Annotated in this window: 15 protein-coding genes; 11 read left to right on the forward strand and 4 right to left on the reverse strand. The window is 70.3% G+C overall.

What is annotated here, in order from left to right; translation table 11 throughout:
- Window positions 1-87 precede the first annotated feature (87 nt).
- Window positions 88-1,638, forward strand: a complete 1,551-nt coding sequence (locus GVY64_RS12610) for an adenylate/guanylate cyclase domain-containing protein (RefSeq protein WP_159840879.1) — start codon at window positions 88-90, stop codon at window positions 1,636-1,638.
- Between the two features lie 3 nt (window positions 1,639-1,641).
- The gene (locus tag GVY64_RS12615; RefSeq protein ID WP_159840881.1) at window positions 1,642-1,857 is read left to right on the forward strand and encodes a hypothetical protein; all 216 of its coding nucleotides are present in this window, start codon (window positions 1,642-1,644) and stop codon (window positions 1,855-1,857) included.
- A 553-nt stretch (window positions 1,858-2,410) separates the two neighbouring features.
- On the opposite strand, the gene GVY64_RS12620 is transcribed toward GVY64_RS12615, so the two are convergent.
- Window positions 2,411-3,934: an MFS transporter gene (locus GVY64_RS12620; protein WP_159840883.1), complete on the reverse strand. Its 1,524-nt coding sequence runs from the start codon at window positions 3,932-3,934 to the stop codon at window positions 2,411-2,413.
- Window positions 3,935-4,016: 82 nt separating this feature from the next.
- Here GVY64_RS12620 and GVY64_RS12625 point away from each other — a divergent pair, with 82 nt between their 5' ends.
- The 7 genes from GVY64_RS12625 to add all read left to right on the forward strand — a co-directional run bounded on the left by GVY64_RS12625 (window position 4,017) and on the right by add (window position 9,928).
- Window positions 4,017-4,556, forward strand: coding sequence for a TetR/AcrR family transcriptional regulator (locus GVY64_RS12625; protein WP_159840885.1), 540 nt, complete (start codon window positions 4,017-4,019; stop codon window positions 4,554-4,556).
- Window positions 4,557-4,647: 91 nt separating this feature from the next.
- Complete coding sequence (locus GVY64_RS12630; RefSeq protein ID WP_236566788.1) at window positions 4,648-5,445, forward strand: hypothetical protein; 798 nt, start codon at window positions 4,648-4,650, stop codon at window positions 5,443-5,445.
- Entirely contained in the window at window positions 5,442-6,533 is a 1,092-nt protein-coding gene (locus tag GVY64_RS12635) for a DUF4129 domain-containing protein (protein WP_236566789.1), read from the forward strand. Before GVY64_RS12630 ends, GVY64_RS12635 begins: the two co-directional genes overlap by 4 nt.
- A 67-nt stretch (window positions 6,534-6,600) precedes the next feature.
- Window positions 6,601-7,578, forward strand: a complete 978-nt coding sequence (locus GVY64_RS12640) for an AAA family ATPase (protein WP_159840887.1) — start codon at window positions 6,601-6,603, stop codon at window positions 7,576-7,578.
- A 3-nt stretch (window positions 7,579-7,581) separates the two neighbouring features.
- On the forward strand, window positions 7,582-8,088 hold the full coding sequence (locus GVY64_RS37820; RefSeq protein WP_236566790.1) for a hypothetical protein: 507 nt from the start codon (window positions 7,582-7,584) through the stop codon (window positions 8,086-8,088).
- Complete coding sequence (locus GVY64_RS12645) at window positions 8,025-8,876, forward strand: DUF58 domain-containing protein (protein WP_236566791.1); 852 nt, start codon at window positions 8,025-8,027, stop codon at window positions 8,874-8,876. Before GVY64_RS37820 ends, GVY64_RS12645 begins: the two co-directional genes overlap by 64 nt.
- 62 nt (window positions 8,877-8,938) lie before the next feature.
- Window positions 8,939-9,928 carry an adenosine deaminase gene (gene add / locus GVY64_RS12650; protein ID WP_201298000.1) on the forward strand — a complete coding sequence of 330 codons (990 nt, stop codon included), beginning with the start codon at window positions 8,939-8,941 and terminating at the stop codon, window positions 9,926-9,928.
- Window positions 9,929-9,937: 9 nt separating this feature from the next.
- Here add and GVY64_RS12655 read toward each other — a convergent pair whose 3' ends face one another.
- Window positions 9,938-10,747, reverse strand: a complete 810-nt coding sequence (locus tag GVY64_RS12655; RefSeq protein WP_159840889.1) for an RDD family protein — start codon at window positions 10,745-10,747, stop codon at window positions 9,938-9,940.
- A 43-nt stretch (window positions 10,748-10,790) separates the two neighbouring features.
- Here GVY64_RS12655 and GVY64_RS12660 point away from each other — a divergent pair, with 43 nt between their 5' ends.
- A complete protein-coding gene (locus GVY64_RS12660) occupies window positions 10,791-11,825 on the forward strand; it encodes a stage II sporulation protein M (RefSeq protein WP_159840891.1) in 1,035 nt (344 codons plus the stop codon).
- Window positions 11,826-12,520: 695 nt separating this feature from the next.
- Here GVY64_RS12660 and GVY64_RS12665 read toward each other — a convergent pair.
- Window positions 12,521-13,936: a hypothetical protein gene (locus tag GVY64_RS12665; protein WP_159840893.1), complete on the reverse strand. Its 1,416-nt coding sequence runs from the start codon at window positions 13,934-13,936 to the stop codon at window positions 12,521-12,523.
- Between the two features lie 109 nt (window positions 13,937-14,045).
- On the opposite strand from GVY64_RS12665, the gene GVY64_RS12670 reads away from it, so the two are divergent.
- A complete protein-coding gene (locus GVY64_RS12670) occupies window positions 14,046-14,684 on the forward strand; it encodes a class I SAM-dependent methyltransferase (RefSeq protein WP_159840895.1) in 639 nt (212 codons plus the stop codon).
- Here the strand turns inward: GVY64_RS12670 and GVY64_RS12675 are convergent, their stop codons facing one another.
- Complete coding sequence (locus GVY64_RS12675) at window positions 14,685-15,452, reverse strand: SDR family NAD(P)-dependent oxidoreductase (RefSeq protein ID WP_159840897.1); 768 nt, start codon at window positions 15,450-15,452, stop codon at window positions 14,685-14,687. It lies immediately after the preceding gene.
- Window positions 15,453-15,462: the final 10 nt, after the last annotated feature.

A 15,462-nucleotide genomic window follows, 5' to 3' on the forward strand; every position in this document is an offset into this window, starting at 1 on the left:
CGAACGCGCCCTGGACCGGGCGCCGGTCGCCCATGTGCGTGGCCGCGACCTGCGGCAGTGAGCCTCGTCTCCGCATACGCTGCACCCATGCAACACAGGGAGGTGACGCTCGCCGCGGCGCCGTGGGGGTCACGATTGCTCGGGACCGCCGAGGAGTCGTCGGGGCTGCGGCGCATCCGCATCCAGCTGTTGCTCACTGTGCCGACCCTGCTGGGGAACCTGACGGGCATGGTGGTGTCGATCGCGCTGGTCGGCTTCGTCTTGCCGGGGCCGTCGGTGTTCACCCGGGATCTTTTGCTGCTCGACGTGCTCGCCGCACCGCTGTACGCGACCTGCGCGCTGCTGCTCGGGCTGTGGTGGGGCACGACTCGCGGGCTGCGGGCGCTGCGGTGGGCCACCGATCCGCTGCATGTACCCACCGAGGAGGAGCAGGCCGCGGCCACCGCGACGCCGCGCAGGCTGGTGCGTAACCAAGCGCTGCTGTGGTTCGGCGGACTGGTCTTGCTGACCACGCTGTACGGCATGGCCGAACCGCGGCTGATCCCGAAGGTGGCCTTCGGCATCGCGCTCAGCGCCATCGTGGTGTGCGCGAACAGCTACCTGATCATCGAGTTCGCGTTGCGACCCGTCACCGCACGGGTGCTGGAAGCCGCGGCTTCCGGTCGACGTCGCGGCATCGGCGTCTTCGGACGCTCGCTGGTGGTCTGGGTGGTCGGTTCGGGCGTACCCGTCGCCGGGATGATGGTGCTGGCGGTGCTCGCGCTCGCCATGGACGACGTCACCAAGGCTCGGCTGGCGGTCTGCGTGCTCTCCCTCGGCGGGGCGACATTGATCTTCGGTCTGCTGCTGATGACGCAGACCCTGGCCGCGACCGTCGCGCCCATCCTCGGCGTGCGCCGTGCGATGCGTCAGGTGGAGGACGGCGATCTCGATGTGGCGCTGGCGGTGTACGACGGCACCGAACTGGGTGAGCTGCAGAGCGGTTTCAACCACATGGTCGAGGGACTGCGCGAGCGGGAGCAGATCAGGGACCTGTTCGGCAGACACGTCGGGCGCGAGGTAGCCGCCGCCGCGCTGGCGGGTGATCCGACGCTCGGAGGCGTGGAGACCGAGGCGGCGGCCCTGTTCATCGACATCGTCGGCTCGACGACCATGGCCGCGACCATCCCGGCACCGGAGATGGTCGCTCTGCTCAACCGGTTCTTCGGCATCGTGGTGGACGAGGTGGAGCGCCACGGCGGGCTGGTCAACAAGTTCGAGGGCGACGCCGCCCTCGCCGTCTTCGGCACGCCCGCACCACTGGCCGACGCCGCGGGCGCGGCGCTGGCCACGGCCCGCGCGATCCGGCCCCGGCTCGACGCCACCGCGACCGATTTCGTCGCGGCCATCGGCGTGGCCGCGGGCCGGGTGGTGGCCGGCAATGTCGGCGCGCATCAGCGCTACGAGTTCACCGTCATCGGCGACGCGGTCAACGAGGCCGCCCGCCTGTGCGAACTGGCCAAGCAGGAGGGCCTGCTGCTCGCCTCCGGCGCCACGATCGACGCCGCGGACGCGCTCGAAGCCGGACACTGGCAACTCGGCGCATCCGTCACCCTCCGCGGCCGCCTCACACCGACCCGGCTGGCCCGTCCCACCTAGATCTTGTCCCGGCACGTCGCGATGCGGTACGCGCAACGCCCGCTACCGCCGCCCACGCTGCCGCCGTCGCGGCTGACCGGTTGGAGCGGCGGCTACCTCGGCGGCGGCAGCCGACCCGAACGCGCCCACATGTCTCCTAGACCTTTGCACGTCGCGATGCGGTATGCGCAACGCCCGCTACCGCCGCCCACGCTGCCGCCGTCGTGGCTGACCGGTTGAGCGGCGGTTACCTCGGCGGCCGCCGCCGGTCCGAACGCGCCCACATGTCTCCCAAGACCTTCGCACGTCGCGAGGCGGTATGCGCAACGCCCACTACCGCCGCCCGCGCTCGCGCTGCCACCGTCGCGGCTGACCGGTTGAGCGGCGGCTACCTCGGCGGCGGCAGCCGACCCGAACGCGCCCACATGTCTCGCGCGGCTCCACGGCGACGTTCAGTGCCCGGGCCGTGACGCCACCGAGTTCGAAGTGGTTCCCGGTCCACCGAGACCGGGGGCGACCGATGATCACGGGCAGTCGGCAGCACCGGCACCGATCGCATGGCGCCGGATGAACGAGAGGTCATCCCCTCGTGCCGGGCGCACGAGCGCGGCGCGCCCGGCAGGAACTCCGGTCCGGTCCGCTAGCCCGCGAGAACGGGGTCGACAGGCAGCTGCGAGTGCCTCACCGACCGCCGTGACACCGGCGCGGAACGGCATGGTCGCCCAGCCAGGGGACGGCCCCTGCCCGCGCCGCCGCAACTACGACTTCGCGCGGAAGCGTCCGGAACCGGCGATCACGCACGGGCGCCGCGCAACCGGAACGCCACCAGCGCGGCCAGCAACAGGATCGAGGTGGTGCCGATCGCCGCGAAGTGGATGCCGGAGACGAACGCTTCGTGCACGGAGGCGAGGAACGCGTTCCCGGCGGCCTCCGGCAGTTCCCCGGCGAAGGCCGTGGCCGCGCCGAGGGATTCGGAGGCGACGTCCGCCTGATCGCCCGGCACCTGACTCAGGTCGAGACCATTGCGGAAGATCGCCATGACCACGCTACCGAGAATCGCGACGCCCAGCGCGACGCCGGTTTCGTACGCGGTCTCCGACACCGCGGCGGCCGCGCCCGCGCGAGCGGCCGGCGCCGAGCCCACCACCAGGTCCGACGACACCGTCAGCGCGACCCCGACCCCCGCCCCGATGAACAGGAAGCCGAGCACGAACGGCGTCGTGCTGGTGGCCGCGTCCGTACTCAGCCGGCCGAACAGCGTCGCACCCGCCGCCGCCGTGATCAGCGCGCCGCCGAGCACCGCGCCGGGCCGGAACCGCCGCATCAACCAGGCCGCGACGAGCGAGGCGATCATCCCGGCCAGCAGGCCCGGCAGCAGCAGCAAGCCGGCCTGCGTCGGCGAGCGGCCGAGCACCAGCTGAAGGTACTGCGAGCCGAAGAACAGCACGCCGGCCAGCGCGAACACCGCAAGCAAGTTGGTCAGCACCGCCGTGCGGAACTTCGGCAGGGTGAACAGCGCCAGATCCAGCATCGGCTGCGCGAGGCGGCGCTGCCGGTGCACGAAGCCCACGCCCGCGAGCAGGCCGACCGCACCGACCGCGACCGCTCGCGTATCCGGACCGTGTGCCGCGAACTCCTTCACCGCGTACACGATGGGTACCAGCGCGAGCATCGACAGCAGCGCACTCGGCAGGTCGAAGCGACCGGGCTTCGGATCGCGCGATTCCGGGATCAGCATCGGACCCAGCCCGAGCAGCACCAGCATGACCGGCAGGTTCACCAGGAACACCGAACCCCACCAGTAGTGCTCGAGCAGCCAGCCGCCCAGCAGCGGTCCGGCCGCGGCGCCACCACCCGCCATCGCGCTCCAGACCGCGATCGCGACGGTGCGCTGCCGAGGGTCGAGGAACATCGACCTGATCAGCGCGAGCGTCGCGGGCATCAGCGTCGCACCCGCGACACCTTGCAGCACGCGGGCCGCGATGAGCATTTCCGGTGTCACCGACCAGGCCGCCAGCACGGAGGCGACACCGAATCCGGCCGCGCCGAGCAGCAGCAGTCTGCGCCGCCCGATCCGGTCGCCGAGGTTGCCCATGACGACGAGCAACCCGGCCAGCACGAACGAGTAGACGTCGATGATCCACAGCAGCTGCGGCGTGGTGGGCGCGAGATCGGCGCTGATCGCGGGCACGGCCAGATCCAGCACCGTCGCGTCGACGGCGAGCAGGAGCAGGGCGAGCGCGAGCACCGACAATCCCGCCCACTCGCGCGCTCCCGCGCGGGGGGTGGTGGCCGTTCGTATGGCCTGGGGGGTCATGACTTTCTCGACTTCCGTCGTCCGTTTTACCGTCCAGACGGTATAGTACCAATCTAACCGTCCGGACGGTATAGTCGGCGGTGTGACAGCTGACACCCGCGACCGCATCTTGGACGCGCTCGAGACCTTGCTGCTGGAGAAAGGCATGTCGCATGTGACCCTGGAAAACGTCGCGGCCACCGCGGGCGTCTCCAAGGGCGGCTTGCTCTACCACTTCAAGAGCAAGGACGCGCTGCTCGCGGGCTTGGTCCGCAGGCTGGCCGACCGTGCGGGCAGGCAATTGGACACCGCGGTCGCCAGGGGCGGTTCGGTAGCCGAGTGGTACCTGCAGACGCCGAACCCGGACAACGCGGCGGAAGCGGTCGAACTCGAGCTCTACCGGTCCATGCTCGCGACCATGCGCACCATCGACGCCACCCCGGAACCCGACGAGGTGCAGCAGGCGCTCGTCGAGATGATGAACTCCTGGTCGGACGGTCTGGACGAGGAGGTCTCCGACCCGGTACAGGCCGACCTCATCCGGTTGGTCGGTGACGGTGTGTACCTGCGCGCGTTGCTCGGCCTCCCACCCATCGATCCGGTTCGCTACCGGCACGTGGTGGACCGCCTACTACGGCGCTGAGGGCTAGACTCGGCCCGTGCTGCCAGCCGCCGAACCGGCCGGCGCCGTCGGGGCGGGAACAGATCCGGTACCGGGGTCTCCTGGAACGACGGTGCCGATCCGACCGCTGAGTTTTCGCGAACTGCTCGATGTGCCGTTCGCGCTGATCCAGGCGAACGTCCGCGCCTTGGCCGGGCTGAGCGTGACGGGCCTCGTCCTCGCCGAGACCGTGGTCGTCGCGGTGACCGCGGGCGTCTCCGAGCTGACCGACGGCTCCGACCCGGGCACCGCCTGGGCGGCGATCCTGTCCACCGCGGCTTGTGCGTGGTTGCTGCGGTTCGTGTTACGCGGCGCCACCGCTGCCCTCGGCCTCGCGACCGTCGGCGGCGCGCCGATCGGCCGCCGGACCGCGCTGCGCCGATTCGGTGCGACGCTCGGCCCGTTGCTGATGTTCCAGTTGTTGTTCACCGTGGTGGGCGTCGCCGTGCTGGCGGTGGGCAGCGTGCTGATCGTGACGCTGCCGCTCGCGGCGATCTGGCTGGGCCGGCTGCGCGCCGGCCGTTGGGTCGCCGTGCCGGTGCTGTTCGTCGAGCGCACTTCGCACCGGGACGGTATCGCACGGGCGAAACTGCTCGCCGAGGGCGCGGAGTGGTCCACCACCGGGCTGTGGATCCTCCAGCGCGCCTTGTTCGCGCTGCTGGCGGTCCCGCTGCTGGCCATTCCGCTGTTCGTCTCGGACTTCTCCGGCACCCACCGGTGGCCGGTGATCGTGCTGACCACGTCGGCGGTGCTGCTGCTGACGGCGTTCGGCGAAGTGGTCGAGAGTTCTTCGCGGGTGGTGTGCTACGTCGACCGCCGGTGCCGCCGGGAAGGATTGGACATCCTTATCCGCAGGCAGGAGGCGCGATGAGCGCCCCAGTGCCGCCGGAGGTCCCGTCGGCTCAGCAGTCGGCCGAAGTCACGCCTGCCGAAGGCGCGCCGAACGACACGGTACCCGGCATGCCGCGGCTCGGCGCCGCCGCCGATCATCGCGCCGCCGCCGAATCGGCCGCGCAGCACAGGGATTTCGACCGGGCCCTGCGCGAACGGTTCCGTGCGGTGCTGCGCGGCCTGGAACAGGGCGGTGTGCTGGAGGTGCGACGGTCCCGCACCGCGCGGGAAACCGCCGACGACGTGACCACCGCCTTACCGCTCGAGACCGCCACCGAGATCCAGCCCGCCGCGCGCAGTTTCGACGAGGTGGTCTACGGCGGACGCCGCGCCACCGAGGACGAATACCGCAGGCTGGAGTACGCCGACCGGTTCTCCGCTTCCGCGCCGCCGCCCGCGCCGGAACCGGTGGAGATCGCGGCGGTGGAGAAAAGACCGCGCGTCAAGCGCAGACTGCCACCGCTGCCGAAACTGCTGCGCGACCCGCGGTTCTGGGCGGCACTCGCCGCGGCGGCCGCCTTGCTGCTGCTGGTCTACGGCGCCCTGCAATCCTGCGGCGCGCCGACCGCTCCTCCGGCGCCGCCGCCGCAAACGCCTCCGGATCTGCCCGATGTCCCGCCGCCGGACGCCCCCGGCTTCGGAGCGGGGGACGACCCGATCTGGGACCGGCTGCCCGCGCCGGTCTTCTACGGCGGCGTGCAATTCCTGATCGCCGCAGCGCTGGTGGTGTGGTGGCGTGCCCGCAGGCGGGGGGCCCTGGTGCGTGAGCCTCGGCCCGTCGAGGTGGCGGCCGACGAACTGCTCGCCGGACAGGCCGCCCTCTACCGCCGCTCGAAAGACCACGATCACGTCGCCGGGAAGCTGCGGGCGGCCACGCTGCGCCGCATTCGCACCCCGCTCGGCATCACGGCCGACACCCCGCCGGACCGGGTCGTCGCCGCGGTCGCCGCGCGCATCGGAGCCCACCCCGCCCAGATCGGCGCGGCCTTGTTCGGCCCGGTGCCCGACCCGGGAACGCTGCAGGTGGTGGCCGCCCAACTCGAATGGATCGAATCGGAGGTCGGATGAGACGCCTTTGCCCAATCCTCCCCCGGCCCACGGCATGCGGGAACACCCGCGAACCACAGGAGATCGAATGACCAGCACCGAGACCACCCCGACAGCCGAGCAGGCGGGCGCCGCGTTCCACGCCCTGCGCGCCGAAATCGGCAAGGCGGTGGTCGGCAACGACAACGCGGTCATGTATTTGGTGCTCGCGCTGCTGTGCCGCGGCCATGTGCTGCTCGAAGGCGTGCCCGGTGTGGCGAAGACACTGCTCGTGCGGGCGCTGGCCACGGCGCTGGACCTCGACCACGCCCGGGTGCAGTTCACTCCGGACCTGATGCCCGGTGACGTCACCGGCTCGCAGATCTACGACCCGCACTCCGCGGAGTTCACTTTCCGGCAGGGTCCGGTGTTCACCAACCTGCTGCTCGCCGACGAGATCAACCGCACGCCGCCGAAAACCCAGTCGGCGCTGCTGGAATCGATGGAGGAACGGCAGGTCTCGGTGGACGGGAAGCCGCAGCCGCTGCCCGATCCGTTCGTCGTCGTCGCCACCCAGAACCCGATCGAGCAGGAGGGTACCTACCCGCTGCCGGAGGCGCAGCTGGATCGGTTCCTGTTCAAAGTGGACATCCACCTGCCCGGCCGGGACGACGAGTTCCGCATCCTGCAACGGCACGCGGAGGGCTTCGATCCGCGCGACCTGACCGCCGCGGGCCTGCGTCCCGTCGCGGGCGCGGCGCACATCACCGCCGCCCGCGCCGCGATCGCCCGGACGACGATCACGCCCGAGGTGCTCGCCTACACCGTCGACGTGTGCCGGGCCACCCGCACCTCGCCCGCCGTGCAGCACGGCGCGTCGACCCGCGGCGCGACGGCGCTGATGGCGGCCGCCCGCGCCTTCGCCTGGCTCAGCGGGCGCGGGTTCGTCACGCCGGACGACGTGAAGACCGTCGCCGTCGCGGTGCTGCGGCACCGCCTGCATCTGCGCCCGGAGGCCGAACTGGACGGCGTGACCACCGAGAGCGTGCTGTCGTCGCTGCTGTTGTCGGTTCCGGTTCCGGTGTAGCGCATGGTCGTCACCGGTCGGCTGGCCGCCGCGGCAGGCGTGGCGGCCCTGTTCGTCACCCTGGTCCTGCCGTCCTCGGCCGGCGTGGCGGTGGTGACCTGTGTCCTCGTGGCCGGGCTGCTCATCGACCTCGGGGCGGTGGGACGGGCGCGCGATCTCGCGCTCTCCCGCGAAGCGCTCACCACGGTACGGCTCGGGCGCTCCGCCGAAGTGGAACTCGTCGCGGTCAACACCGGAGCCCAGGTGCTGCGCGGCACGGTCTGGACGACTGGCCCGACAGCGCGCGCCCCGAGCACCGGACGCACCGGCTCGACCTCGCCCCTGGCACCAAGGTCCGATTCCGCACCACGCTCACCCCCACCTACCGTGGCGATCGAGTCGCGGGCCAGGTCACGGTGCGACTGCTCGGCCCGCTCGGACTGGCGGGGCGGCAGACCAGGCGCGTCGTGCCCGCACGAGTCCGCGCGCTGCCCGCATTCCGCGCCGAACGGCTGTTGCGCTCGAAAGTGAAGAGGCTGCAGCACCTGGAGGGCAGCAACGTGGCCAATCTGCGCGGACAGGGCACCGAATTCGATTCGTTCCGCGAGTACGTCGCCGGGGACGACGTGCGCGCCATCGACTGGCGCGCCACCGCCCGCGCCACCGACGTCCTGGTCCGCACCAGGCGCCCGGAGCGCAACCGGCACATGCTGATGTTGCTGGACACCGGCCGGATCAGCGCGGGCCGGGTCGGTGACGGTACCCGCCTGGACGCGAGCATCGAGGCGGCACTGCTGCTCGGCGGTCTGGCCGCCGCCGCGGGGGACACCGTCGATCTGCTCGCCTTCGACCGCCGACCGCGCGCCGAGGTCCGCGGGGTCGGCGGGAAAGGATTGCAGCTGAAGCTGATGCACGCGATGGCAGGCATCACCCCCGCCCTCGTCGACACCGACAGCGCCGGACTCGTGCGGGCGGCTGTTCAGCGCACCCGCCGCCGCAGCCTGGTCGTCTGGTTCACCAGCCTCGACGGCGCCGCGGTCGAGGAGAATCTGCTGCCCGTGCTGCCGGTGCTGGCGCAGCGGCACCGGGTGCTGATCGTCTCGGTGACCGACCCCGAGATCGCCGCGGCCGCCACCCGCCGCGATCGCCTCCTCGACCTGTACGCCGCGGCCGCCGCCGAATCCGTGCTCGCCGAGCGCGCGCTGGTCCAGGAGTCGCTGCGCCGCACCGGTATCGCGGTGGTAGCCGCGTCCCCGGAACGGTTGCCCGAGGCGCTCGCGGACGAGTACCTGGAACTGAAACAGTCCGGGGCGCTCTGAGTTCCGGCCGTGGACTTGCCGAAGGGCGTCCTCGCGGGGCCGCCGAGGAGGATCATGACCCCATGGCCTCAGATCTCGCCGCCTTCGTCCGTGGACTGCCCAAGGCGGAGCTGCACCTGCATCTGGAAGGGACGCTGGAGCCGGAGCTGAAGTTCCGCCTCGCTCGGCGCAACGGCATCGAGCTGCCGGAGAAAAGCGTGGACGAGGTGCGGCAGACCTATCGCTTCCACGACCTGACGTCGTTCCTGCAGGTCTACTACCCCGCGATGCGCGTGCTGCAGCGCCCGGAGGACTTCCACGACCTCGCCTACGACTATCTGCGCCGGGCGCACGGTCAAGGCGTGCGCCATGTCGAGCTGTTCTTCGATCCGCAAGCGCACACCGGGCGCGGGGTCCCGTTCACCACGGTGATCAGCGGATACCGCTCGGCGATCGCGCGGGCGCGGCGGGAGCTGGGGATATCCGCCGAGCTGATCCTGTGCTTCCTGCGCGATCATTCCGCGGAGTACGCCATGGCGACGTTGCTGGAAGCGCTGCCGTACAAGAGCTGGATCCTCGGCGTCGGCTTGGATTCCGACGAGCGCGGCAACCCGCCGAGCAAGTTCGCCGCCGTCTTCGAGCGCGCCCGGGCGGAGGGTTTCCTGCTGACCATGCACTGCGACATCGATCAGCCGGATTCGATCGAGCACATCCGCCAAGCGCTGGAGGACATCGCCGTCGACCGCCTCGACCACGGCACGAACATCGTGGCGGACGACCGTCTGGTCGAGCTGGCCAAGTCCAAAGGCATCGCGCTCACCTGCTGTCCGGTGTCGAACTCCTTCGTCACCGCCGAGATGAAGTCCGAGGAGATCGTCGGCCTGCTCGATCGCGGGCTGACGGTGACCGTCAACAGTGACGATCCCGCCTACTTCGGGGGCATACGTGGCCGACAACTACCTCGCGCTCGCCGAGCAGGCTGGGCTCGGCGTCGATCGACTGGCCGAGCTGGCCCGGAATTCGTTCCGCGCTTCTTGGCTGACGCCGGCCCGGCAGGACGCTTTCCTCCGTGAAGTGGACGACTACGTCGCGGCGAACGGCTGACCGGGGCGCGATGGCATCGGCGGGAACACCGGGAACAGCGGCGGCGGCAGCACCCGGCGCTGTCGTTCGGCGATGACCGCACCGAGAATCTGCGGCGGGGGGTAACCGGCCGGCGGCGCGACGCGCAGCCGCCCGCACACCTGCGCCACGAGTTCGGTGCCCAGCTGGTGTTGCGCCACGGGAGTCAAGGTTCGCAAGCGCGTCAGATACTGCCGCACGGACAACGCGAGATCCTCCGGCAGTCCGGACAGATCGAGTTGCGCACTCCAACCGGTCAGCCACGGCGGCGCGAGCGCGAGCGCGGGCGGCGGCAGGGAGCGTTGCGCGTGCACGACCACGGTGCCCGCGAGCACGTCACCGATCCGCCGCGCCTGCGGTGAGCACATCGAGGTGAGCACCGCGATGGCGCCGAACCCGCCGAGCATCCAGAAATCGACGATCGCGCCCGCCAGGCCGCGTGTGAGCGCGTGCCGGAAGTCGATCGGCCCGCCGTCCTCGCGCACCACGCGCAGCCCGAGCATCAGCTTGCCCAGCGTGCGGCCGCGCCAGACGGTCTCACAGGTCACCGGATAGCCGACCAGCACGGTCACGACGATGACCAGCATCACCACGTCGAGCCAGGCCGAGTCCACGCCCGCGGGCAGCAGCAGCGTGACGACGGCGAACAGCAGCACGAACCCGAGCGTGCACTGCGCCAGCACGTCGATCAGGAACGCGGTGGCCCTCGTGGGGATCCGGGCGATCGGCAGTTCCAGGGCCACTGCTTCGCCGGTGGTGAACTCAGCCATGTCGATAGCATTCTTGCGACCGGTGGGAGTGGGAGGCAACCGAATGGACGTGGACGCATACAGCCTGGCGCACCGCAGGGCGTGGGACCGGCTCGACTACTTGTCCAAGCGGAGCAAGCTGACCGGCGCGGAGGCCGACGAACTGGTCCTGCTCTATCGCCGCACCTCCCAGCAGCTTGCCCGGTTGCAGGCGCACAGCCCGGATCCGGAGCTGATCGCCGGACTGAGCGCGCTGCTGGCGCGTGCGCGCGGCCGGGTGCTCGGCACGCGCGCCGACACCTGGCAGGAGATCGGCCGGTTCTTCAGCCACCGCTTCCCGGCGGCGCTCTACCGGTCGTGGCCGTGGTGGGTCGGCGTCGCCGCGGTGTTCCTGTGCGTATCGGCCGGCTTGGCCGTCTGGGTGGAGCGGTTCGACTCCGCCCGCGACATCCTCGGAATCCCTTCCGACACAGGCAGTCTCACCGCACCGGGCGGCGCGTTCGAGACGTATTACTCGGAACACCCGCAGGGCGCCTTCGCAGCCCAGGTATGGACGAACAACGCCTGGGTGACCGCGATCGCCCTGTTCACCGGCGTATTGATCCTGCCTGCGGTCTACCTGCTGTTCATGAACGCCCTCAATCTGGGCGTCACCGCGGGGCTGATGTCCGAGGCGGGGCGGCTGGATTCGTTCTTCGGCTTCATCCTTCCGCACGGCACGCTGGAGCTGACCGCGGTGTTCGTGGCGGGCGGCGTCGGCCTGAAACTCGGGTGGACGCTGATCGATCCCGGACGGCTCAGCCGGGCGGAGGCCGTGGCCAGGCAAGGGCGGGCGACCGCGACGGTCGCGCTCGGACTGGTCGGAGTGTTGCTGGTGTGTGGCTTCATCGAAGGATTCGTGACACCGAGCCCGCTGCCCACCCCGATCCGCCTCGCGATCGGGTTCACCGCCGAGACGTTGTTCCTGGTCTATGTGTTCGTCGTGGGCCGCCGCGCGGTCACGGAACCGGGGAACTCGAGTGCCGAGGCGGCCGGCGATCAGGCAGACAGTGTGACGCAGCCAACATTCAGCACACGTACCGCGGTGGGATCGGGATAATCGGCAGCTAAGCGGCGCCGGATCGGTTCGAAACTCCCCCAATTGAGTTCCGCTGGCCGCAGCGAGTCGCTGCTCTAGCTGCGGCCAGCGTTACCGTCAACTCTACACAATCGTTATCCCTACGCAACCCTCCCCGCCGAGGTCAAGCGTATAAAGCAGCGGGCCAGCAAACCCTCGGGACACCCGCCTGGCACCCGCATCCAGCTAACCGCTTGCGACCCGCGCGACCGAAGTTTCGGGAACCCGGCAGTACTCCGGCGACACCGCCGGAATACGCTCCCGGAGCCTCGTCCGGCAATGGATCCCAGCGCTCTCGCGGCGTTAGCCGAGCTATTGGATAGACCCCTCCATGGTTTGCTGAGACCGGTCCCCACCTGCACGTTCATTTGCACGAAAGATCAGTTGCTGACCCTCCAGCAATAGAAAGAGACCACAAGTTTGTTTACGCGGTAATAAACCGGGTAAAGACATAGCGGCACGCGAGGAAGACCGGGCAGTTCCCCGACAGGCTCCGCATTAACCGGGGAGCGAAAAGCCTCCGGTTCACCTGTCCGGACCCCTCGATTCAGCACCTGGGCCGCAACCATTACGAGCCATGTGATCTTCGCCTCACCTGCTGCTCCAGGGCCGCGCGCCGCGCGAAAACGATGCCGCGACATGCCACTTGGAGAGACGCACGTCACAGACAAGAGGACTCAACCGACGCGCAATATCCCCGTGATGGTGCCTTGCAGCAGACGACCGGAATGCGTGATCAGCGGAGCGGTTTGCAAAGGGTCGTCGATGATGGTGCCGGGGAGGGGTTGGGAAGCGGTGACCGTACCGGTTTCGGGATCGATGACGGTGGAGGCATACCCGTCCAGGGGGGTGGTCTGGTCGAGACCGACTCGCGCGACCGTGTAGAGCGCGCCGTCGGCGGTGGACAGACGTGGTACGGCCGCACTGCGAACCCGGTTCTCCCACACGACATGACATCCGTCGTCGGCCACATCGACGCGCGTCATCCCGCCGGTGAACGGCGCGCTCGGCGGCACCGCCGGTCCCGCACCTTCGGGCAGCGCCGGATACGGATAGCCGTAGGTGCTCGCCACGAAGACCGAGCGGCCGATCGCGACCGGCGAATTCTCGCTTCCCGGTCCGCCTTCGCCGAGCACCGGAACCGCGCACATCAATTCGCCTGTGCCCGTGCGGTAGACCAAGGCATGCACCTGTTCGTCGGCATTGTCGACGATGGTCAGATAGTCCGCGCCGGTCGCGGGGCCGAAATAGGTGGGTGTCGAGCCCGTGCCCCAGCTGAGCTGTCCGGGCTTACGGGCCGATCCCCGGTCGTAGACCGCGCGCCACGCGATCTCCGGGGCACCGGCCGCACCGACCCGCAGTTCGTACAGCGCATGCGTCGTCGCCACCGCGACCTGCCCGCCCGGGGCAGCCGAGATGCTGTTCGCCACCTGCTCCCCCGGCGGCAACGTCGTCTCGGCGATCCGCCCGGCAGCCGTGACGAACCCGACCACTCCCCGGCCGGTCGCGAACCACACATTGCCCGACCAGTCCGGCACGAGTCCCGTCACGTTGTCCCCTGGTGGGATCACCGACTCCAGATCGGCGGCCGCTTCGCTGATCAGCCGCCAGGTTCCCGCCGCGTCACGCTCGTGCCGCACGCGGAGCAACCGGTCCGAACCGTCGACTACCACCAGGCGGTCGTCCTGGTCGAGATAGGCGTACACGCCACCGAGCAAACTGCCTTTGGTCAACGGCAGTGCGGCGAGCGATCGCGCCGACGGACCCGGGGCCGCCGGATCGAGCAGATGCACCGTCGGCGTCTGCCCCGCGATCGCGGTGCACAACGCGACCACGAGACGGTCCGATCCTTCCAGCAGCGTCGGGCACGCCGAAGCCAGCGGGTACGCGGCGACCGCCGCGGCACCGGTGCCAGGACCGGCGAGCGGGGTCACGTCCGACGACCCCGCGTCGCCGTGCATGGTGGCGGTGCCGGTGGGGCCGAGGAAGGGATTCGGCGAGGCGATCGGCCCCCACGGCCCGGCTGCCGAGGCGGGCTGAGCGGGCAGCAATGTCAGCGCGCAGGCGGCGAGGAGGGTCATCGGTCGGCGCATCGCGGATGGTCCTTCGCTAGACGACGCGGTATCCGAACGGACACCGGGGAAACAGTATTCGGACCTTCGCCGCGCCGCCCGGAAGGCCCGGCTCGATACGATGACGCGCATGAACTCCGTCCGAGCCCGCCTGTTGTCCACGCTCGCCGGTCAGCTCGGGAATCCGCACGGCGTGCTCGGCAAAGGCGTCGCCTTCGTGCTCAATCGCAGCAACAGGGCCGCCATCACCGGGGCGGTGGCGGCGGCGTGCCTCGCGCCGGGCGGCGCTGCGGCCGACGTGGGCTTCGGTGGTGGAGCGGGGCTGCCCCTGCTGCTCGACCGCGTGGGCGCGGGTGGGGTCGTGTACGGCGTGGAGATCTCCCCCGACATGCTGGCGCGCGCCCGCGCGAGTCACCGTGGCGACCTCGATGCCGGAAGACTCCGGCTGCTCGAGGGTTCGCTCACCGCGCTGCCGTTGCCGGACGACAGTCTCGACGCCGCGATCACCGTCAACACCGTCTACTTCGTGCCGGACCTGGCGGCGGCCTGCGCGGAACTCGCGCGGGTGGTCCGGCCGGGCGGCCGCTTGGTGATCGGCATCGGTGATCCCGGCGCGATGGCGAAGCTTCCGTTCACGTCGTACGGCTTCACCCTGCGCCCGGTGCCGGACGTGATCGCGGCGCTGGAGCAGGCGGGCTGCGCGGTCGAGCATCGACGGTTGGCCGGCACGCCGATCCCGCACCATCTGCTGGTGGCCACGCCGCGCTGACTACATCAGCGCGCCGCCGTCGACCCTGATCTCGGTGCCGGTCATGTATTTGCCGTCATCGGAGGCGACCATGGCGACCACCCCGGCGATGTCCTCCGGAGAACCGAGCGCGCCCTTGTTGAGCCAGCCGGTCATCCGCGAGAACAGCTGCGGGTCGAAGCCCTCGGGCTGGTCCAGGATGGATTTCGTGGTGATGCCGCTGGTGATGCCTGCCGGGACGATGTTCACCGCGCGCAGACCCTGCTTGGCGTACTCCAGGGCGATGGCGTGCGTGAAGGCGTTCACGCCGCCTTTGGACGCCGCGTACGAGGCGAGGTAGGGCGCCGCGCTGAAGGCCGCGGTCGAGGAGAGATTGACCACCACCCCGCGCCCGGTATCCAGCAAGGCGGGCAGCGCGGCCTGGGTCATCAGGAAGGTGCCGGTGAGATTCACCCGGATCACCCGGTCCCACACCTCGAGCGGCATTTCGTGGGTGCGCGCGGGCCGGAGGATGCCCGCGGCGTTGACCAGCACGTCCAGCCCGCCGAGGAATTCGAGCGCCGTCGCGAGCGCGGTGCGCACCGATTCCGGATCGGCGATGTCGACCTCGACCGTTCGCAGTCGTTCGGCGCCGTCGCCCGCCTTTTCCGCGGTGGTCGCCAGACCCGCCACATCGATGTCGGCGGCGACCAGCTGCGCCCCTTCGTCCAGCAGCCGCAGGGCGATGCCCTGACCGATGCCGGATCCCGCTCCCGTCACCACCACGCGGCGGCCGTCAAATCTGCGCATGCCAAAAATT

Source organism: Nocardia sp. CY41 (assembly GCF_009829325.1).
Taxonomy (GTDB): domain Bacteria; phylum Actinomycetota; class Actinomycetes; order Mycobacteriales; family Mycobacteriaceae; genus Nocardia.

Coding starts and splice junctions, on each gene's coding strand:
- GVY64_RS37820 (WP_236566790.1), top strand. CDS start 7,582: ATGGTCGTCACCGGTCGGCTGGCCGCCGCGGCAGGCGTGGCGGCCCTG.
- GVY64_RS12635 (WP_236566789.1), top strand. CDS start 5,442: ATGAGCGCCCCAGTGCCGCCGGAGGTCCCGTCGGCTCAGCAGTCGGCC.
- GVY64_RS12660 (WP_159840891.1), top strand. CDS start 10,791: ATGGACGTGGACGCATACAGCCTGGCGCACCGCAGGGCGTGGGACCGG.
- GVY64_RS12610 (WP_159840879.1), top strand. CDS start 88: ATGCAACACAGGGAGGTGACGCTCGCCGCGGCGCCGTGGGGGTCACGA.
- GVY64_RS12665 (WP_159840893.1), bottom strand. CDS start 13,936: ATGCGCCGACCGATGACCCTCCTCGCCGCCTGCGCGCTGACATTGCTG.
- GVY64_RS12675 (WP_159840897.1), bottom strand. CDS start 15,452: ATGCGCAGATTTGACGGCCGCCGCGTGGTGGTGACGGGAGCGGGATCC.
- GVY64_RS12670 (WP_159840895.1), top strand. CDS start 14,046: ATGAACTCCGTCCGAGCCCGCCTGTTGTCCACGCTCGCCGGTCAGCTC.
- GVY64_RS12620 (WP_159840883.1), bottom strand. CDS start 3,934: ATGACCCCCCAGGCCATACGAACGGCCACCACCCCCCGCGCGGGAGCG.
- GVY64_RS12640 (WP_159840887.1), top strand. CDS start 6,601: ATGACCAGCACCGAGACCACCCCGACAGCCGAGCAGGCGGGCGCCGCG.
- add (WP_201298000.1), top strand. CDS start 8,939: ATGGCCTCAGATCTCGCCGCCTTCGTCCGTGGACTGCCCAAGGCGGAG.
- GVY64_RS12655 (WP_159840889.1), bottom strand. CDS start 10,747: ATGGCTGAGTTCACCACCGGCGAAGCAGTGGCCCTGGAACTGCCGATC.